Raw genomic sequence first — 18,351 nt, 5'->3', positions numbered from 1 at the left:
GGGCGGGGCGGAAGGCTTCCCTCCGCCCCGCCCGCCTCGCGATCAGTCCAGTCCGGCGACCTGCTCCGGGCTCAGCGCCTCGTCCCAGGTCTTCAGGTCGTCCAGGTCGCCGCGCAGGGACACCTTCTCCGTGCCGACCGAGCGCATCGGCAGCGGGATCGAGGCGTCGACCGCGCCGACCCGCTCGCCGTTCGCGTACAGGACGGTGTGACCCGGCGTCGCCACCCAGGTCAACCGCGTCCAGGTGCCGAGCGGCAGCGTGTGGTCGAAAGAGTGGTCGGCCTTGCCGTACGCGGTCAGGCCGACCCGGCCGGTGCCGTACTGCTGGAGCTTGAGGGCGCCCGCCGCGGAGCTGAGCAGCACCTGGTCGGCGGTGCGGGCCGAGGGGCGCACCCACACCGAGACCGTCCACGGCTCCGCCACGTCGAGCCCGCCGAGGCCGACCCCGTCCCGGTCCGAGTCGAAGCGCCAGGCCTGCCCGTGCACGCCGTCGGCCACGGGCGTCGGGTTGTTGATGATGTACGAGGATCCGGCCAGGTCACCGGCGACGTCCTCGGCGTAGAGGGTGTTGCCGGGGGAGCCCGCGTAGGTCCAGCCGGACGGGTACGGGGCCGGGTCGAAGGTCCAGTGGTGGCTCGGGCGGCCGTCGTCGACGCGGGGGCGCTCCGGCTGCGCGGTGATGCCGGGAGGGTCGCCGATCAGGGCGGCGCGGGTGCGGAAGTCCGCGAGGGCGTCCGGCGTCGCCGTCCCGTTCCAGGCGCGGTCGGCGAGGACCGCGCGGGCGCCCGCCATCTGCTGCTCGAAGTACCCGTCCGCGGCCCAGAAGTTGTAGTCCGCCCAGTTGGTGAGGCCCGAGCCGAGCATGTCGGTGGCCGTGCTCGGCTGCCAACTGTCGTACATCCACGACTGGTTCGGGTACAGGTGGTGGTAGTTGTTCGGCGTGACGTAGAACGGGCCGATGGCGATCTCGTCGTGGCCGGGGATCACCGGCTCCGAGCCGGTGCCCTCCCAGGTGAGGAAGACGACCGGGCCGCGCACCTTCTGCTGCGGCGCCGTCATGTGCTCCGAGCCGTTGTAGACGGCGGTGCGGCTGCCGTGCGCGGTGACGACGTCGTCCAGGGTGTTGATGTACCGGTTGAGCAGGTCGCCGAGCGTGGTGACGTCCGGGTCCTTCGCCAGGTAGTCCTGGACGCGCGGGCAGTTCGCGAGCTGGCCCGGGACCTCCTCGGCGCCGATCGAGAAGAGCGGCGCGTCGAACCAGCCGGCGAACTCGTCGACGATCTCCTTCGTCTTCTCGACCGCCTTCTCACTGGTCATGTCGATGATCCAGTCCGGCGTGAGGTGCGAGTGGGTGTGGGCGGCCGTGCACGCGCCGGGGCCGTCGCCGAAGCCGATGCCGAAGGTGTCGCTGATCGCGGTCGCGTGCCCGGGGATCTCCAGGCCGGGCGTCAACTGGACGTGGTGGCGGGCCGCGAAGGCCTTCAGCTCCTCGATGTCGGCGCGGCTGTAGCTGTGCGCCGGGTCGGCGAGGCCGGGGAACTTCGGGCTGTAGAGCCGGAATCCCTCCGCCTCGGACAGGTGCATGAGCAGGGTGTTGAGCTTCTGGTCGCCCATCCTGCGGATCAGGTTCTTCAGGTACGGCACCGACCAGTACTTGCGGGCGGCGTCGATGTGCACCATGCGGACCGGCTGCGTGGGCACGTCCGTGGCGCGGGCCCGGGGGAGTGTGCGGTGCCCGTCCGGGTCGGTGGCGCGCAGGAGTTGGAGCAGAGTCCGGGTGCCGTAGTACAGGCCGTGCGTGGACGCGGCGTCGATGCGGACCGGGCCGTCCGCGCTGTCGAACGCGTAGCCCTCCGCGCCGAGCCGGTCCGCGTCGCGCAGCGCGAGCACGATGTCGCCGGGGCCCGCGTGCGCGGTGTCGCTCCCGATGCCCGGGGCGAGCCCGGTGACCGCCTCGATCTCGGTACGGAGCCGCTCCGCGAGGTCCTCGGTGTCCTGGCGGGCCGGGCCCGGGAACTCGGCGCGGCCCGCGGCCAGGACCCGCGCGTCACGGCTGCGCGGGTCGACGAGGATCCGGGACTTCTCGGTCAGTCGGACCGTGCCGTCCAGCGAGGTCCAGTCGGTGGGCCGGGGCACCACGGCCGGTGGCCCGCCCCCGGGATCGGCCGCGGCGGAGGGCGTGGGCAGTACAGGCAGTACAGCTCCGATGAATCCTGCTACGAGGGCGAGGGTGGTGAGGAGCGGACCCGGGACACGTCTGCGCACGACTGCGACCTCCTGGACGTCTGATTGAGCCGACCGTAAAGGTGAGTTGTGACGGTGACAAGAGATGCGGCAGGGGTACGGGGCGGGAGTTGAAGGCGCCCGCCCCCGGTTCGTTCCACGGGGACGGGCGCGTCTTGGGGATGATAGGTCCGAGGTGTGATGGACCTTCAGGAGGGGGTCGGCGGGAGGGGTTCACGGGGATTCAGGCGGCGGCCTCCCCGAACGGTGGGGCGGCCGCCGGGTGTTCCGGGGCCGGTTCGGCGGACTCGGGCGCGGGGACGGGGACGCCCAGATCGGCGAGGACCGCGTGGGCCGCGCGGCGGCCCGAGTGGAGGGCGCCCTGCACCGTGCTCGTCTCACGGTGGTCCCCGCACACGTACAGGCCGTCGAGCAGGCGCACCGGGCGGCGCGGATCGTGCGGGGCGGGCATCGCGGGCACGGCCCGGGGCGTGTGGTGCACGGCGAGGGTCTCCCAGCCGGCCGTCGAGGTGCCGTAGAGGGCGGCGAGCCGGGCGCGCAGTGCCGAGGCGTCGGGCGGCGGCCCGAGGACGACCGAGGAGACCAGGGAGCGGCCCGCCGGGGCGCGCGTCGGGTCGACCTGGCTGATCACGGAGGTGTGCGCGAGCGCCCCCGGGTGGTCGGCGTCGAGCAGCAACACCGGTTCGGTCAGCGGCGGTTCGGGCACCGCGTGGTGCACGACCGTCACTTCGTGGAAGTCCGGCACGCGCAGCCCCGGCAGCAGTTCGGCGGCGGCGACCGCGTCCGTCGCGAGGACCACCGTGCGGCAGCGGACCCGGCCGTGCCCGGCGGTCGTCACGGAGTCGGTCGCGACGGAGGTGACACGGACCCCGGTGTGCACGGTGCCCGGCGGCAGCCCGGCCGCGAGCCGCTCCGGCAGCGCGTCCGCCCCGCCCTCGGGCACCGCGAGCCCGCCGACGGCGTACGCGTGCAGGGCGAGATCGGCGGCCCGGCTCGACGTCGTCAGGTCCGGATCGCACAACAGGGCCGAGAGCAGGGGCCGTACGAAGGTGTGCAGGGTCCGGGCCGGCATGCCCCGCTCCGGCAGGGTCGCGCCGACGGGGCGCTCCGGACGGGCGAGCAGCTGCTCGGCCGGGGTCGCCGCGAGCCGGGCCAGTGCCGTGCCGAGCCGGGCGTGGTCCAGCGGGCCGCCGAGCGGGGGCCGGGGGCCCCGGGTCGGTCGGGGGGCGCTCGCCAGGGCGCGTGCCGCACTGAGTGCGCCCCTCGCGCGCCGGGGGCGGTGCGTGGGTTCGCCGGTGCGGTGCCGCCGGCCCTCGCCGTGCACGAGGACCCCGGGTGCGAAGGGCCGCAGCGCGAGGCCCGCGAGCCCGTCGGTGCCGGGCAGGGCGGGGCAGGACGGACACGGGCGGTACGCGGGCGTGAGCAGCTGCCCGGTCCGGTCGAGCCGGAACCCGTCGATCTTCTCGGTGGACATGCGGCCGCCGACGCCGGCTGCGGCCTCCAGGACCAGGACACTCACACCCGCCCTGGTCAGCTGCCGGGCCGCGGTCAGTCCCGCGACTCCGGCCCCCACGATGACGACGTCCGCGTGCGCGGGCTCAAGCACGTGCCCCTCCCCGAGGTTGCGCGGCTGATGTCTGGGGGCCTCATGCCCCTCGACGCGGCTCGGCAACAGCCGAGTCGGCGTCGAGCTCGGTCCGCGTGCCTTTCGAGTTCGGATCGAGGTTAGGCGGCGGGCCGCGCGCAGGGAGTCGCGCGTCGGGGCGGCACGGGTGCACCGCGCCGGCCGGCAGTGCGCCCCGTCACGCCCGGGGGCGCGTGAGGAGGTGCAGACAGCGGACGACGAGGTCCGCGGGGGAGCCCGGTCCTGCGGTGTCGGCGTCGGTCGTCGACCAGGTCTCCAGGGAGATCCGGATCGCGTCCGTCGCGGCGGCCGCGAGCAGCGTGTTCTCCAGCGGGTCGGAATCGGGTCCGGCCAGCTCGGCCACGACGGGGACGAGCTTCTCCTCCGACTCCTGGTTGACCCGGTACCAGACGGCGCGCAGCGCGGGGTCGTCCGCCGCCGCGCGCAGCAGTGCCCGGGTCCGCTCGAGCCCCTCGCGCGCGGCCTCGCCCGGCTCGGACAGGGCCGCGACGGCCGCCGCCTCCAGGGCCTGGAGCAGCGGGGTGCCCGCGGGGGTCGCCGCGAGCAGCTCGCGCCAGCGGTCGCCGCCCGCCGCGAGGACCGGGCCGACGGCGTCCTGCTTGCCGCGGAAGTACCGGTAGAAGGTGCGCAGCGATACCCCGGCGCGCTGCGCGATCGCCTCCGCCGTCGTCTCGTGGGGGCCCTGTTCCGTGAACAGGTGCACCGCCGAGCGGGCGATCTCCAGCTCGGTCGCGGCCTTGCGGCGTTCGGTCAGGGTACGGCGCTCGATGTTCACCGGACGTAGCCTAACCGGTCCACTGCCAGTGCGGCTTGAAATGCCACTATGGCAAAACGTGTCACAAAGTCGTACTCTGCTGGTGAAGGAAAACAGCGGACCGCCATCCACGGCCCGCGGACAGGAACGAGAGGCGCTCCATGACGAACACGAAGATCCTGAACCGCTACGAGGGACGCCGCGCCCTGGTCACCGGCGGCGGCTCGGGCATCGGCCAGGCCACCGTCCTGCGCATGCTCGCCGAGGGCGGCCGGGTCGTCGCGGCGGACATCAGCGAGGACGGCCTCAAGGACACCGTCGCCAAGGCCGGCGACAACGCCGAGCGCCTCACCACCCTCGTGGTGAACATCGGCGACGAGACCTCCGTACGCGAAGGCGTCGCCGCCGCCGTCGAGACCCTCGGCGGCCTGGACGTGCTGGTCAACGCGGCCGGCATCCTGCGCTCCTCGCACACCCACGAGACCGGCCTCGACGCCTTCGAGTCGGTGATCCGGGTCAACCTGACCGGCACCTTCCTCATGATCCGCGAGTCGATCCCGGCGCTGCTCGAGGGCAACGACTCCGCGGTCGTGAACTTCTCCTCCACCTCCGCGATGTTCGCCCACCCCTACATGGCGGCCTACGCGGCCAGCAAGGGCGGCATCCAGTCCATGACGCACGCCCTCGCCGCCGAGTACGCCAAGCAGGGCATCCGCTTCACCGCCGTCCAGCCCGGCTCCATCTCCTCCGGCATGACCGACGGCTCCGGCGCCAGCAAGCAGTCCGCGGGCCCCGGCCTGCCCGAGGACACCGACTGGTCCCTCTTCGCCAAGCTCGCCCCCGCCCTCGGCCAGGGCTTCGCCGGCCCGGAGACCGTCGCCGGCGTCGTCGCGATGCTCGCCTCCGAGGACGGCCGGTTCATCACCGGCACCGAGGTCCGCATCGACGGCGGGACGCACTTCTGATGACCCCCGCCGAGGTGTTCGGCGGCCGCACCGCCGTCATCACCGGGGCGTCCGCCGGGATCGGCGCCGGGTTCGCCCGGCACGCCGCCTCCCTCGGCATGAAGCTCGTCCTCGCCGACATCGCGAAGGACCGGCTCGCGGCCTTCGCCGACGAACTGCGGGCGGGCGGCGCCGAGGTCGAGGACGTCGTCACCGACGTCTCCGATCCGGCCTCCGTCGAAGCGCTCGCCGAGCGGGCCTACGCGCGCTTCGGCAGCGTCGACCTGCTGCTCAACAACGCCGGGATCATGGCCATGGGCTACTCGTGGGAGATCCCGGCCGAGCGGTGGGACGCGGCACTGCGGATCAACGTCGGCGGGTACGTCAACGGGATCCGGGCGTTCGTGCCGAGACTGCTCGCGCAGGGCGGCAAGGCGTGGGTCGTCAACGTGTCGTCGGTGGGCGGGCTCCTGCCCAGCCCGCTCATGGCCCCGTACAGCGTCACCAAGTTCGGCACGCTGGCGCTCAGCGAGTCCCTCGCGTACGAGCTCCAGATGAAGGGCTCCGAGATCCAGGTCTCGGTCGTCCTCCCGGACTCCGTGCGCAGCGAGATCTTCAAGGCCGCCGGGCCGGACGCGGAGACGCGGCCCGAAGTCGCCGGGTTCAACGCGCAGTTGCAGGCGCGGGCCGACGCGGAGGGGATCTCCCCGGACGAGCATGCGCGGCGGTGCTTCGAGCAGATCGCCGCCGGGCAGTACTGGGTGCTGCCGCAGCCGGAGATGGTCGAGGCGGCGCTTCAGCCCCGCACGGACATGATCCTCGGCCGCGTCAACCCGGTGCTGCGGCTCGAGGTCTGACCCGGAGCGGATGTCCAGGTCTGACCTCGAGCGGGGCACCGCGGCCGGCCACGGGAGTGTGGCCGGCCGCGGTGACATCGCCGTAGGGGTCGAGCATCGTCGCCGACTGCTGCGCCGTCGTGGTTGCTCGCGCAGTTCCCCGCGCCCCTGGGGGGCATGCCGGTCGCGCCCCGCGCCTACGACTCTGTCGGGGAGCCCGTGTCCACCGGGGTCGTCGCCGTCGCTGCCCGCTCTGCGTCCGGGGTGACCTCGGCGGCCGTCAGTACGTAACCCGTGCCGTCGTCCGTCGTGGAGCGGGCGAACACCACCCCGTAGACCCGGCCGTCGGTCGTCAGGAGCGGGCCGCCCGAGTTGCCCGGCCGGACCGTGGAGCGGATCGAGTAGATCTCGCGCGTGACGCTCCCCGAGCCGTAGATGTCCTGGCCGCCGGCCCGGATCGTGTCCGCGACCGTCGCCGCCTGCAGATCCAGACCGCCGTCCTGCGGATAGCCCGCGACGACCGCCGCGTCCCCGCGCGAGGCCGAGCCGTCGAAGGACAGCACCGGCGCCTCCAGATCCGGCACGTACAGCACGGCGACGTCCCTGTCCGGATCGAACAGCACCACCTTCGCCGCCAGCGGCCGGCCGACCCCGCCCACCCGCACCGTCGGGTCGTCGATGCCCGCCACCACGTGCGCGTTCGTCATCACGTGCTCGCGCGCGAACACGAAACCGCTGCCTTCGCGGCCCTGGCTGCCCGACGCGCCCTCCACCTTCACCGTGCTCGCCGTCGCCGCCCGCGTCGCCGCGCGGGTCACGCTGTCCCCGGACGGCTTCGCGACCTCGGCCGACGGCTCCTGCGCGAACGGGTCGAAGACCTGCGGGAACCCCGCCGAGGTGAGCGCCCCCGACGCCCGCGCGAACCACGCGGGCGTCGACGACGGCATCGCGTCCTGGACCGTGCCGAGCACCGCCGAACCCCGGATCGCCTGGTTCAGCGCCGTCGAGGACGACGCCGCGAGCACGCTGCCCGCCACCCACGCCACGACCAGCATCGCCACGACGCCCGCCGCGGCCCCGCCGACCCCGTCCGCGACCCGCAGCGGCCCCGGCGCCCGGTCCATCTCGCCGCGCACCCGCCCCGCGAGCCGCCCGGCGAGCGCGTGCCCCGCGACCGCCGGCAGCAGCACCGCGAGCACCGCCACCACCGTGGCCGTCGACGTCCCCTCCGCCACCGCCCGCATCACGAACGGCAGCAGCCTCACCCCCACCGCGGCGCCGCCCACGAACCCGGCCAGCGACACACAGCCCGCGAGCAGGCCCCGCCGGTAGCCGGAGGCCGCGTACATGAGCGCCAGTACGAGCAGCACCACGTCGAGCACGGAGAAGTGCAGGTTCATATCGGTAATAAACGCCCGGGGCGGCGGCGCCGGTTCCTCCGTTCGGCCCACGTGTGGCCGACCGCACAGGCCGGAACGCCGCAACGGGCCGACAGTGGAAGACGTGCGTGTCCTACGAGTGGTGCTCAGCTGTGTGCCCGGGGCGCTGGCCCTCGGCGCGCTCGTGCTCTGCGCGGTCACGATCGGCCCGGACGCGGCCCGGGAGCCCCACCCGTCCGCCACCGAGCAGGCCGCGGCCCGGCACTACGCGGCCCGGCCGCACATCGTGCCGCGCCGCGTCTGGCTCGCCGGCACCGAGCCCTACCACCGCGACCCCATCCGGTACGCCGACCACGTCGAAGCGGTCTTCCTCCACCACACCGACACCCCGAACCGCTACGACTGCGCCGACGCGCCCCGCATCATCCGCACCCTGTACGCCGGGCAGGCCGGCACCAAGGAATGGGACGACATCGGCTACAACTTCCTCGTCGACCGCTGCGGGAACGTGTACGAGGGCCGGGCCGGCGGGGTCGACCGGCCCGTCATCGGCGCGCACACGCAGGGGTTCAACAAGAACACGACCGGGATCGCGGCCATCGGCACGTTCACCGAGGGCACGCCGGTGCCGCGGGCCATGGCGGAGGCGATCGCCGCCGTCGCGGCGTGGAAGCTCGGGCCCGCCGGGGTGGACCCGCGCGGGCACGTCCGCCTGGTATCCAGCAACAGTCTCAGCCGGTTTCCCGCCGGTACGGAGGCGTCTTTTTCGGCGATCTCCGGGCACCGGGACGGGTACGAGACGTATTGCCCGGGGCTCGCCCTGATGTCCGAGCTTCCCTGGATCCGCGATCGGGCGGCGGAACTCCAGGGTCGTTCGCGGTAGTCCGCCGACCGCGGGCCGGTGGGGGCTGGTCGCGCAGTTCCCCGCGCCCCTGAAATGCAGACCCTTCGGGTCGCATTTCCCCGACGGGCGAGCGCCGCCCGGCCAGGGCACCCCCCAGACGAACAGGCGGATCAAGCCGGCCGGAGCGTTCCGCCCCCGGGCAGGCGGAACTTGCGGCCACCGAGATCCGGACTGGCCGCACGGTCGTACGTGACGTCCGAGCCGTTGCCCACCAGCACGTCTGAGACCTTCACCCCGTCCCGCAGCTCCAGCTCCTCCACCTTCGAATCCCCGTCCACGGACCACTTCGTCCCGCGCCCGAGCGACAGGGACGCCCCGGAGACCCGCCCCGTCAGCTTCGACGCCCCTTCGAGCCGCACCGACGCCGACCCGCCGGGCACGAGCACGTCCCCGCGCAGCTTCTCGTCCCGCGCCGAGAACGTCACGGACCCGCCGTCCTTCACCCGCAGCAGCGCCCCGTCGTCCGTCGTGAGATGCGCCCGCCCCCGCAGCCGCACGTCCGCGACGCTCTCCCGCACGGTGAACAGGTCACCCTCCGCCGCCTCCAGCGACCCGCCGGTCATCTCGAACGAGGTCTCGCCCGAGCCCCGCAGCAGCACCCCGCCCGCGGCCGCCGACGACCGCACGTTCTCCAGGCTCAGCACCCCGCCCGGCTCCAGCGTGAACGCCTCCGAGTTCGCCACGGTGAACAGCGTGCCCGACAGCGACACCGTGCCCGCCGTCTGCACCCCCGGCGACCCGCAGCCCGCCGAGGTCATCGTGCCGCCGGACACCGTGACCTCCCCGCCGCCCGGCCCCGCCACGATGGGCGCCGACTGCGCGCCCGCCGTCCGCAGCTCCGTGTACCGCAGCTCGAGCCGGCCCCCGTGCGCGGCCGTGACACCGCGCGCGGACCCGCCGGTCGTCGTGACCCGGTTGGCGCTCATGGTGGCCAGGCTGTCCTCGTCCGTCACGAAGATCCCGGTCGCCCCGCGCCCGGCCGTGTTCATCTCCCCGCCGGACAGCGTCAGCCCGCTCCCGTCGCGCACCAGCATCGCCGCGTTGAGCCCCCGGTCGCCCGAGGCCGCCGCCGAGGTCGTCGCGCCGCTCTTGCGGACCCCGGAGTCCCGCGTCTTCAGCGTCGCTCCGCCGGACACCAGCACGGCGGACCGGTCCGCCGTACGCGCCCCGAACGGCTTGCCGCGCGGCGCCGTTCGCATCTCGCTGTCCACCGTGTAGACGGAGGTCCCCGCCGTGTCCGTACCGGCGTCCGCGTCCGAGGGCAGCGGATCCGTCGCGCACCGGGCCCCGCTCGCCGTGGCCGCGGGAGTGGCCGCGGGCGGCGGGGTCGCCGAGCCGTCGTCGGAGCACGCGGCCAGCGCGAACGGCAGCAGGAACACGGAAGCGGTGACCGCGACGCGCCGGTGTCGAGGCGCGAGTCCCAGGTAAGTCATGGGCCCTACGTTCACATTTCACGCCGCGTCCGGCACATCCGGGTCCTCCGGAGCGAACACCAGAAGCGTCAGATCGTCCCGCACCGTCCCCGCGAACCGCACCACGTCCCGCCACACCGCGTCCGTCAGCTCGCCCGGATCCTCGTGGTCCGCGTCCATCAGCCCGGGCAGCCGGGCAGCCAGCGGATAGAACTCGCCCGCCCCGTTGCGCGCCTCCGTCACCCCGTCGGTCAGCGCGACCAGCCGGTCGCCCGCCTTCAGCGGCACCGTCAGCACCTCCGGCGGCGCGATGCCCGCGACCCCGAGACCCAGCGGCGTCCCGGCCGGCACCGGCAGCTCGGTCACCCGCCCCTCCCGCAGCAGCAGCGGCGGCGGATGGCCGCAGCTGATCACCCGTACGACGGGGGAGCCGTCCGGGAACTCGAAGAGGACCGCCGTCGCGAACAGCTCCGCGTGCTCCTCGGGCCCCGCGTCCACCACGAGCCGCCGGTCGAGCCGCGCCGCGACCCCCACCAGCTCCCGCCGGTCGAGCACCGCCTCCCGGAACGCGCCGAGCAGCCCCGCCACCGTGCCCACCGCCGACAGACCGTGCCCCTGCACGTCGCCGACCACCGCCCGCACCCCGCTCGGCCCGCGCCGCACGTCGAAGAAGTCGCCGCCCACCAGCGCCCCGCGCTGCGCCGCCCGGTACAGGCCCGCGCAGCGCACCGACCCGACCTTCTCCGGCAGTGGCGGCAGCACCGCGAACTGGGCCGCCTCCGCCACCGTCCGGACCGTCACCAGCTGCTCGTCGCGGCGGCTGCGCACCCAGGCGATGAGCACGCTCAGGATCGCCACGAACAGCACCGTCAGCACATCACTGTTGCCGGGCCGCCCCAGGTTCGCCGCGGGCAGCGCCAGCAGCAGCACCACGAGCCCGCCGAGCAGCGCCGTCGTGGAGGACCCGTAGGACAGCGCGGCCAGAGGAGGGATCGCGGCCAGCAGGAAGCCCAGCTCCAGCCGGTCGTCGGTGAAGAGCTGCAACAGGCACAGGGCGACGAGCAGCACCCACGGCAGCAGCCGCACCCAACGCGGCGGCGGCGCCCCGCGCAGCCACGCGCGCTCCTCTCCGCCCCGGCGGCGCGCGACGGGCCAGTCCATACCGGGCTCCCTTCGCGGCGGACGGGCGGCGCGTGGACCGACGCCCTGCTACGAGCCTGCTACGACTCGGGCACCGCCGCACGCCGTCACGGCAGCAGCGAGCGTCCCATCAGCACGTCGTCCACGTACTCCCCGGCCAGCAGGAACTCCTCCGGCAGCACCCCTTCGACGACGAAGCCCTCCGCCTCGTACAGCTTCCGGGCCGGAGTGTTGTGCCCGAGCACCCGCAGCGTGATCCGGCGGGCGCCCTGCCGCCGCGCCTCCCCGACCGCCGCCCGCAGCAGCAGCCTGCCGACGCCCCGGCCGCGCGCCGTCTCGTCGACCGCGAGGCCCTGGATCTGCCGGACGTGCGTGTTCGAGTCGAGCGGAGTCGGGAACCCGACCCGGACGTACCCCACGAGCCGACCGTCGAGCTCGGCCACGAGGTGGTCGCGGGGTCCGAAACGCTCGGTGAAGAAGGGCTGGTACGGGGGCTGGTCGCGGGGCTTGACCGCGTGCAGCGTCGACCACGTCGCCCGGTCGAGGCGCCCCAGCGCCTCCTCGTCCTCGGGCGCGGCGATCCGTATGTGGGGCCCTGGCTCTGACATGCGGCTCACTGTACGACCGGCAGGATGGAGCCATGACACGAATCGCGGTGGCGGGCGCCTCCGGGCTCATCGGCTCGGCCCTCGTCCGCTCCCTGACCGCCGACGGACACGACGTGGTGCGGCTGGTGCGGCGTGTCCCGCGCGCGCGGGACGAGGTGCGCTGGGACCCGCGCCGGATGCGGGTCGACACGGCGGGCCTCGAAGGCTGCGAGGCGATCGTGAACTTCGCGGCGGCCGGGGTCGGCGACCGTCGCTGGACCGCCGCGTACAAGCGGGAGCTGCACGACAGCCGGGTCCTCGGCACGACCGCGCTCGCCGAGGCGGCGGCCTCGCTCGCGACCCCGCCGCGCGTCTTCCTCAACGGCAGCGCCGTCGGCTACTACGGGGACACCGGCAGCCGGGTCGTCGACGAGTCCGCGCCCGCGGGGGAGGGGTTCCTGCCGTCCCTGTGCGTCGAGTGGGAGGCGGCCACCGCGGCCGCGCACCAGGCCGGCATCCGGACCGTGCTCGCTCGTACGGGGCTGGTCGTGGCGCGGCGCGGGGGCGCGTGGGGGAGGCTCTTCCCCCTGTTCCGGGCCGGGCTCGGCGGACGGCTCGGGGACGGCCGGCAGTACTGGTCGTTCATCGCCCTCGACGACCACGTCGCGGCCCTGCGGTTCCTCTTGGACGCCGAGTCGATGTCCGGGCCGGTGAACCTGACGGCGCCCGACCCGGCGACGAACCGGGAAGTGACCTCCACGATGGCCCGCGTCCTCCACCGCCCCGCCGTCCTCAACGTCCCCGAGTTCGCGCTCCGCGCGGTGCTCGGCGAAATGGCGGGCGACGTCCTCGGCTCCACCCGAGCCGTCCCGACCCGCCTCCTGGAATCGGGCTTCGACTTCCAGCACCCGACGCTGGAGTCGGCCATCGAGGCTGCCTGATCCGGTCCGGCTCCCGGCTGCGGGCCCGGTGGGGGCTGGTCGCGCAGTTCCCCGCGCCCCTGGAGATGCGCACTTCGTGCGCGATCTCCATCGGGCGGTCATCCGTCGGGGAAATGCGGCGCGTAGCGCCTGCATTTCAGGGGCGCGGGGAACTGCGCGAGAAGCCCCACCGGCCCGCACCCGGCGACGAAAGCGACGAAGCTACGGCGAAACGCCGAACCGTTCCGTCAGGCGCGGGTACATCTGGGTCAGAACCCCGACATCCTCGAAATTCACCGGCGAACCCTCGGGCTCGCCCGGCGCCGGCGGAATCCCGAGATCCGCGGCGACCGCCCCGGTCAACTCCTCGTACGCCTCGTCCGCCGCATACCCGAGCTCCTCCCCGTCCCCGTCGACCTCCTCGTCGAACTCGCGGAGCGACTCCGCCAGGGAGTCCGGATCGTGCAGCGCTCCCTCGAACACCTCGCGCCCCTGCCCGATCAGCCAGCACCGGAAGTAGTCGAAGGCGTCGTCACCGGCCCCGCCCAGCATCACGTACGCCGCACCCCACAGATCCCACCGGTACGCCCGGTTGTACCGGGACTCGAAGTGACGGGCGAAGTCGAGCACCGCGTCGGGATCCAGCTGGAGCAGCCGGTCGACGAGCAGCTCGGCGTGGTCCTCGGGGTCGCCCTCGGCGGCCTCGCGGGTGCTGTCCACGATCTCCCAGAACTCCGTCTCGTCCATCACGGGACAAGCATCTGCCCTGCGCCGCGGGGGCGCACGCCGAGTGCGCGAACTCGCCGAAGCAGCACATGCCGGAGGCTCACCCGTACCGCTCCGCCATGGCCCGTGCCGCCTCTCCGAGCCGCTCCCGCAGCCCCGCCGGCGCCACCACCTCCGCGTCCGGCCCCATCGCGAGCAGCTGTGTGAACGCGACCTCCTCCGACTCCACCGCCAGCGTCACGGTGACGAGCCCCGCCCCGTCCGCCGGCCCCGCCGCGGCCACCGCCTCCCGCGCCGCCACCGCGTCCGTGACCTGCGGCAGCCGCCGCACCCCTGCCGCCGTCAGCCGCACCACCACCTCCGCCCGCAGGAGGCCCCGGGCGAACTGCGCCGCCCGCTCCGCCCAGAACGCCGGCAGATCGAACTCCGGGTCCCGTACGAACGACTCCCCGCCCCCTGAACCCGGCTCCACCGCCTCCACCGCCGCCACCGAGTCGAGCCGGTCCAGCCGGTACACCCGGAACCCGCCGCCGGAACCACCCCGCACCCGCGCCGCCAGGTACCAGACCCCCGCCTTCAGCACGAGCCCGTACGGCTCCAACTCCCGCTCCACGAGCGCCGACCCGGAATCGGCCGAGCCCCGCCGATAGGCGACCCGCACCACCCGGTCCTCCCACACCGCCTCCGCGACCGCGGGCAGCAGCTCGGGCGTGCGCGGCTCGTGGAACCAGCCCGGCGCGTCCAGGTGGAAGCGCTGCGCGGCCGTCCACGATGCGTCCGACAGCGAGGGCAGCAGCGCCGCCGACACCTTGAGCCGCGCCGCCGACGCCGCGTCCTCCAGGCCCATGTCGCGCAGCGCGCCCGGCACCCCGGACAGGAACAGCGCCTCCGCCTCCCCGCGCGCGAGCCCGGTCAGCCGGGTCCGGTAGCCGCCGATCAGCCGGTAGCCGCCCACCCGGCCCCGGTCCGCGTACACCGGGACCCCCGCCTCCGACAGGGCCTGCGCGTCCCGCGTCACGGTCCGCTCCGAGACCTCCAGCTCACGGGCCAGTTCCGCCGCCGTCATCGCGGGGCGGGACTGGAGCAACAGCACCATCTTGATCAGCCGGGCGGCACGCATGCCGCCATCATGGCTCAGTCCGCGAAGCGGATCACGGACAGCGCCGCGCCCTGCGGATCGGCCAGCATCGCGAAGCGCCCGGCGTCGATCGTCGTCGGCTGCACGAGCACCTGCCCGCCGCTCTCCGCGCACCGGGCGGCCGTCGCGTCGGGGTCGGTGACGGCCACGTACAGGTTCCAGTGCGAGGGCACGTCCGGCGGGAACTCGCCCGTCGACATGTCGACCATCCCGCCGAACGGCTCGTCGGCCACGGTCCACTCCGTGTACGGGCCGTCCCCGCGCCGGTGCGTGCCCCAGCCGAGCACCGACTGGTAGAAGTCCACGGACCCCGGCCCGTCCCGGGTCAGCAGCTCGAACCAGCAGAAGCTGCCCGGCACGTTCACCGTCTGGAATCCGGAGTGCTCCAGCGGCTCCCACAGGCCGAAGGCCGCGCCCGCCGGATCCTGGCAGATCGCGAGCCGCCCCTGGTCGAGGATGCCGTGCGGCCCCGACACGACACGGCCGCTGTTGCCCCCGACCCGCGCGGACATCGCCTCGACCCCGCTCGACTGGAAGTACGGCAGCCAGGTCGCCGGCTGCTGCGGCATCCGCACCGGGCCCACCCCGGCGACCACCGGCCCACCGGTGTCCAGCGCGAAGTTCCCGTAGCCGCCGGCCGAGGAATCGGCCACCGGCTCGGCCCGCCAGCCGAACAGGGCCTCGTAGAACAGGCCCGCCGCGGCGGTGTCCGTGGTCGACAGGCTCGCCCAGCAGGGCGCGGACGGAGTCTTGGAGATCTTCACGGGACGCCTCCGGGCAGCGGGCGGCGGACCCGTCCATTCACGCACGCGTGCCCCGCCCCGGCAATCCGGGACGGGGCACGCGCGGCACCTCTCGGGACGACCTACAGGCCGTAGCGCTCGCGCGCCTCCTTCACGGCCGTCGCCTTGACCTCGCCGCGCTTGGCGAGCTGGGCCAGGGCCGCGACGACGATCGACTCGGCGTCGACACCGAAGTGACGGCGGGCCGCCTCACGGGTGTCGGACAGACCGAAGCCGTCCGCACCGAGCGAGGACCAGTCCTGCTCCACCCACTGCGCGATCTGGTCCGGGACCTGGCGCATGTAGTCGGACACGGCCAGGACCGGGCCCTCGGCGCCCTGGAGCGCCTGGCGCACGAACGGCACCCGCTCCTCGCCGCGCAGGATGGCGGCGTCCGCCTCCAGCGCGTCACGGCGCAGCTCGGTCCACGAGGTCGCGGACCACACGTCGGCGGCCACGCCCCACTCCTCGGCGAGCAGCTGCTGCGCCTTGAGGGTCCAGTGGATCGCGGTGCCGGAGCCGAGCAGCTGGATGCGCGGCGCGTTGGCGGCCGGGGACAGGCCCGCGGTCTCCGCCGTGTTGAAGCGGTACAGGCCCTTGACGATGCCCTGGTCGATGCCGTCGGCCGCGGGCTTCGCGGGCTGCGGCATCGGCTCGTTGTAGACCGTCAGGTAGTAGAAGACGTTCTGGTCCTCGTCCTGCTTGGCCTCGCCGTACATACGGCGCAGACCCTCCTTGACGATGGCCGCGACCTCGTAGGCGAACGCCGGGTCGTAGGACAGCGCGGCCGGGTTCGTCGCGGCGATCATCGGGGAGTGGCCGTCCGCGTGCTGGAGGCCCTCACCGGTGAGCGTCGTGCGGCCGGCGGTGGCGCCCACCAGGAAGCCGCGGCCCAGCTGGTCGCCGAGCTGCCACATCTGGTCGGCCGTGCGCTGCCAGCCGAACATCGAGTAGAAGATGTAGAAGGGGATCATCGCCTCGCCGTGCGTCGAGTACGCGCTGGACGCGGCGATGAAGTCGGCCATCGAGCCGGCCTCGGTGATGCCCTCGTTGAGGATCTGGCCGTTCTTGGCTTCCTTGTAGTACATCAGCTGGTCGCGGTCGACCGGCTCGTACGTCTGACCCTTGGGCGAGTAGATGCCCAGGGACGGGAAGAGGCTCTCCATGCCGAAGGTGCGGGCCTCGTCCGGGACGATGGGGACCCAGCGCTTGCCGGTCTCCTTGTCGCGCACGAGGTCCTTGACCAGGCGTACGAAGGCCATCGTCGTCGCCACCGACTGCGAGCCGGAGCCCTTGTCGAAGGACGCGAACGCCTTGTCGGCCGGGGCCGGGAGGGCGGGCAGCGGCTGCGTGCGGCGGGCCGGGGCGAGACCGCCCAGGGCCGCGCGGCGCTCCTGGAGGTAGCGGACCTCGGGGGAGTCGGCGCCGGGGTGGCCGTAGGGGACCACACCGTCGACGAAGTCGCTGTCCTTGATGGGGAGCTCGAGAAGGTCACGCATGTTCTTGAACTCGTCCGTCGTGAGCTTCTTCATCTGGTGGTTCGCGTTCTTCGACGCGAAGCCCTCACCCAGGGTGAAGCCCTTGACGGTCTGCGCCAGGATCACGGTCGGGGCGCCCTTGTGCTCCAGGGCGGCCTTGTACGCGGCGTAGACCTTGCGCGGCTCGTGGCCACCGCGCGACAGGTGGAAGCACTCGAGGATCTTGTCGTCGCTGATGAGCTTCGCGAGCTCGACCAGCGCCGGGTCCTTGCCGAAGAAGTCCTCGCGGATGTAGGCCGCGTCACGCGTCTGGTACGTCTGCACCTGCGCGTCCGGGACCTCGCGCAGGCGGCGGACCAGGGCGCCGGTGGTGTCGAGCTGGAACAGCTCGTCCCAGGCGTTGCCCCACAGCGACTTCACGACGTTCCAGCCGGCGCCGCGGAACTGGGCCTCCAGCTCCTGCACGATCTTGAAGTTGGCGCGGACCGGGCCGTCGAGGCGCTGCAGGTTGCAGTTGATGACGAAGGTCAGGTTGTCCAGACCCTCGCGGCTCGCCAGTGCGAGGGCCGCCGTCGACTCGGGCTCGTCCATCTCGCCGTCGCCGAGGAACGCCCACACGTGCGAGGCCGAGACGTCCTTGATGCCGCGGTTGGTCAGGTACCGGTTGAACCGGGCCTGGTAGATCGCCGACAGCGGGCCGAGGCCCATGGAGACCGTCGGGAACTCCCACAGCCAGGGCAGGCGCCGCGGGTGCGGGTAGGACGGCAGGCCGTTGCCGCCGGACTCCTGGCGGAACAGGTCGAGCTGCTGCTCGCTCAGGCGGCCGTCGAGGAAGGCGCGGGCGTAGATGCCCGGGGAGGCGTGGCCCTGGATGTACAGCTGGTCGCCGGAGCCGTCGCCCTCCTTCCCCTTGAAGAAGTGGTTGAAGCCGGTCTCGTAGAGCCAGGCGGCCGAGGCGAAGGTGGCGATGTGGCCGCCGACGCCGTGCTTCGAGCCGCGGGTCACCATGGCGGCCGCGTTCCAGCGGTTCCAGGCGGTGATCCGGCGCTCCATCTCCTCGTCACCGTCGATGGCCGGCTCGGCCGCGGTGGGGATGGAGTTGACGTAGTCCGTCTCAAGAAGCTTCGGCAGCGCCAGGCCGCCCGCCTCGGCGCGCTCCAGCGTGCGCCGCATCAGGTACGCGGCACGGTGCGGGCCGGCGGCCTCCGTGACGGCGTCCAGGGAGGCCTGCCATTCGGCGGTCTCCTCCGGGTCGCGGTCCGGAAGCTGGTCGAGCTCGCTCTGCTGGGTGCGCATGGGGTCGGTCATAGTCGCCGCACGCCTTCCTGAGTCGAAGGGGGTGGGGTTGGGGGTGCCCTTGATGTCTTTGGCAGGACAGGGCGGGGTCCGGGTGTGGACCCGTCGGCGACTGTAACTCCCTGATCGATGATCGATCAAAGGGTGGAGGGGTAAAACCTCGCCA

The 18,351-nt window shown here is 73.5% G+C and carries 15 protein-coding genes; 4 read left to right on the top strand and 11 right to left on the bottom strand.

Translation table 11 applies throughout. The features are described 5' to 3' along the window. Positions 1 to 42: 42 nt before the first annotated feature. From ACIBTU_RS16885 to ACIBTU_RS16875, 3 genes are all read right to left on the bottom strand, one after another. Positions 43 to 2,265 carry a family 20 glycosylhydrolase gene (locus ACIBTU_RS16885; protein ID WP_399126947.1) on the bottom strand — a complete coding sequence of 741 codons (2,223 nt, stop codon included), beginning with the start codon at positions 2,263 to 2,265 and terminating at the stop codon, positions 43 to 45. A 202-nt stretch (positions 2,266 to 2,467) separates the two neighbouring features. Then, the gene (locus ACIBTU_RS16880; RefSeq protein ID WP_399126945.1) at positions 2,468 to 3,850 is read right to left on the bottom strand and encodes an NAD(P)/FAD-dependent oxidoreductase; all 1,383 of its coding nucleotides are present in this window, start codon (positions 3,848 to 3,850) and stop codon (positions 2,468 to 2,470) included. Positions 3,851 to 4,046: 196 nt separating this feature from the next. Continuing rightward, the gene (locus ACIBTU_RS16875; RefSeq protein WP_399126944.1) at positions 4,047 to 4,664 is read right to left on the bottom strand and encodes a TetR/AcrR family transcriptional regulator; all 618 of its coding nucleotides are present in this window, start codon (positions 4,662 to 4,664) and stop codon (positions 4,047 to 4,049) included. A 140-nt stretch (positions 4,665 to 4,804) separates the two neighbouring features. Between ACIBTU_RS16875 and ACIBTU_RS16870 the strand changes: the two genes are divergently transcribed. Together ACIBTU_RS16870 and ACIBTU_RS16865 are read left to right on the top strand one after the other, a co-directional pair. Continuing rightward, positions 4,805 to 5,608 (top strand): SDR family NAD(P)-dependent oxidoreductase, encoded by an 804-nt coding sequence (locus tag ACIBTU_RS16870; RefSeq protein WP_399126943.1) that lies wholly within the window; start codon positions 4,805 to 4,807, stop codon positions 5,606 to 5,608. Beyond that, a complete protein-coding gene (locus ACIBTU_RS16865) occupies positions 5,608 to 6,444 on the top strand; it encodes an SDR family NAD(P)-dependent oxidoreductase (RefSeq protein WP_399126942.1) in 837 nt (278 codons plus the stop codon). The genes ACIBTU_RS16870 and ACIBTU_RS16865 overlap by 1 nt, the downstream gene beginning before the upstream one ends. 176 nt (positions 6,445 to 6,620) lie before the next feature. Here the strand turns inward: ACIBTU_RS16865 and ACIBTU_RS16860 are convergent, their stop codons facing one another. Further along, a complete protein-coding gene (locus ACIBTU_RS16860; protein WP_399126941.1) occupies positions 6,621 to 7,823 on the bottom strand; it encodes a MarP family serine protease in 1,203 nt (400 codons plus the stop codon). A 103-nt stretch (positions 7,824 to 7,926) separates the two neighbouring features. Here ACIBTU_RS16860 and ACIBTU_RS16855 point away from each other — a divergent pair, with 103 nt between their 5' ends. Beyond that, positions 7,927 to 8,685, top strand: a complete 759-nt coding sequence (locus tag ACIBTU_RS16855) for a peptidoglycan recognition protein (protein ID WP_399126940.1) — start codon at positions 7,927 to 7,929, stop codon at positions 8,683 to 8,685. 131 nt (positions 8,686 to 8,816) lie between these two features. Here the strand turns inward: ACIBTU_RS16855 and ACIBTU_RS16850 are convergent, their stop codons facing one another. From ACIBTU_RS16850 to ACIBTU_RS16840, 3 genes are all read right to left on the bottom strand, one after another. Next, positions 8,817 to 10,139: a hypothetical protein gene (locus ACIBTU_RS16850; RefSeq protein WP_399126938.1), complete on the bottom strand. Its 1,323-nt coding sequence runs from the start codon at positions 10,137 to 10,139 to the stop codon at positions 8,817 to 8,819. An 18-nt stretch (positions 10,140 to 10,157) separates the two neighbouring features. Next, the gene (locus ACIBTU_RS16845; protein WP_399126936.1) at positions 10,158 to 11,279 is read right to left on the bottom strand and encodes a PP2C family protein-serine/threonine phosphatase; all 1,122 of its coding nucleotides are present in this window, start codon (positions 11,277 to 11,279) and stop codon (positions 10,158 to 10,160) included. Positions 11,280 to 11,365: 86 nt separating this feature from the next. Beyond that, complete coding sequence (locus ACIBTU_RS16840) at positions 11,366 to 11,866, bottom strand: GNAT family N-acetyltransferase (RefSeq protein ID WP_399126935.1); 501 nt, start codon at positions 11,864 to 11,866, stop codon at positions 11,366 to 11,368. Between the two features lie 32 nt (positions 11,867 to 11,898). Between ACIBTU_RS16840 and ACIBTU_RS16835 the strand changes: the two genes are divergently transcribed. Then, the gene (locus ACIBTU_RS16835; RefSeq protein ID WP_399126933.1) at positions 11,899 to 12,786 is read left to right on the top strand and encodes a TIGR01777 family oxidoreductase; all 888 of its coding nucleotides are present in this window, start codon (positions 11,899 to 11,901) and stop codon (positions 12,784 to 12,786) included. 201 nt (positions 12,787 to 12,987) lie between these two features. On the opposite strand, the gene ACIBTU_RS16830 is transcribed toward ACIBTU_RS16835, so the two are convergent. The 4 genes from ACIBTU_RS16830 to aceE form a co-directional block, all read right to left on the bottom strand. Continuing rightward, complete coding sequence (locus ACIBTU_RS16830) at positions 12,988 to 13,512, bottom strand: DUF4240 domain-containing protein (protein ID WP_399127020.1); 525 nt, start codon at positions 13,510 to 13,512, stop codon at positions 12,988 to 12,990. 79 nt (positions 13,513 to 13,591) lie between these two features. Further along, on the bottom strand, positions 13,592 to 14,611 hold the full coding sequence (locus ACIBTU_RS16825) for a helix-turn-helix transcriptional regulator (RefSeq protein WP_399126931.1): 1,020 nt from the start codon (positions 14,609 to 14,611) through the stop codon (positions 13,592 to 13,594). A gap of 14 nt (positions 14,612 to 14,625) precedes the next feature. After that, on the bottom strand, positions 14,626 to 15,393 hold the full coding sequence (locus tag ACIBTU_RS16820; protein WP_399126930.1) for a VOC family protein: 768 nt from the start codon (positions 15,391 to 15,393) through the stop codon (positions 14,626 to 14,628). A 101-nt stretch (positions 15,394 to 15,494) separates the two neighbouring features. Then, on the bottom strand, positions 15,495 to 18,197 hold the full coding sequence (aceE, locus tag ACIBTU_RS16815; protein WP_399126929.1) for a pyruvate dehydrogenase (acetyl-transferring), homodimeric type: 2,703 nt from the start codon (positions 18,195 to 18,197) through the stop codon (positions 15,495 to 15,497). Between the last annotated feature and the right edge of the window lie 154 nt (positions 18,198 to 18,351).

This window comes from Streptomyces sp. NPDC050145 (genome assembly GCF_044460245.1).
Taxonomy (GTDB): domain Bacteria; phylum Actinomycetota; class Actinomycetes; order Streptomycetales; family Streptomycetaceae; genus Streptomyces.
The sequence above is the reverse complement of the archived record's forward strand: the minus strand, read 5'-3'. Positions and strand labels throughout refer to the sequence as shown.

What these genes read in the sequence shown, in the direction of transcription:
- ACIBTU_RS16860 (WP_399126941.1), bottom strand. Translation starts at nt 7,823, where the DNA reads ATGAACCTGCACTTCTCCGTGCTCGACGTGGTGCTGCTCGTACTGGCG.
- ACIBTU_RS16835 (WP_399126933.1), top strand. Translation starts at nt 11,899, where the DNA reads ATGACACGAATCGCGGTGGCGGGCGCCTCCGGGCTCATCGGCTCGGCC.
- ACIBTU_RS16865 (WP_399126942.1), top strand. Translation starts at nt 5,608, where the DNA reads ATGACCCCCGCCGAGGTGTTCGGCGGCCGCACCGCCGTCATCACCGGG.
- ACIBTU_RS16845 (WP_399126936.1), bottom strand. Translation starts at nt 11,279, where the DNA reads ATGGACTGGCCCGTCGCGCGCCGCCGGGGCGGAGAGGAGCGCGCGTGG.
- ACIBTU_RS16870 (WP_399126943.1), top strand. Translation starts at nt 4,805, where the DNA reads ATGACGAACACGAAGATCCTGAACCGCTACGAGGGACGCCGCGCCCTG.
- aceE (WP_399126929.1), bottom strand. Translation starts at nt 18,197, where the DNA reads ATGACCGACCCCATGCGCACCCAGCAGAGCGAGCTCGACCAGCTTCCG.
- ACIBTU_RS16850 (WP_399126938.1), bottom strand. Translation starts at nt 10,139, where the DNA reads ATGACTTACCTGGGACTCGCGCCTCGACACCGGCGCGTCGCGGTCACC.
- ACIBTU_RS16830 (WP_399127020.1), bottom strand. Translation starts at nt 13,512, where the DNA reads ATGGACGAGACGGAGTTCTGGGAGATCGTGGACAGCACCCGCGAGGCC.
- ACIBTU_RS16825 (WP_399126931.1), bottom strand. Translation starts at nt 14,611, where the DNA reads ATGCGTGCCGCCCGGCTGATCAAGATGGTGCTGTTGCTCCAGTCCCGC.
- ACIBTU_RS16840 (WP_399126935.1), bottom strand. Translation starts at nt 11,866, where the DNA reads ATGTCAGAGCCAGGGCCCCACATACGGATCGCCGCGCCCGAGGACGAG.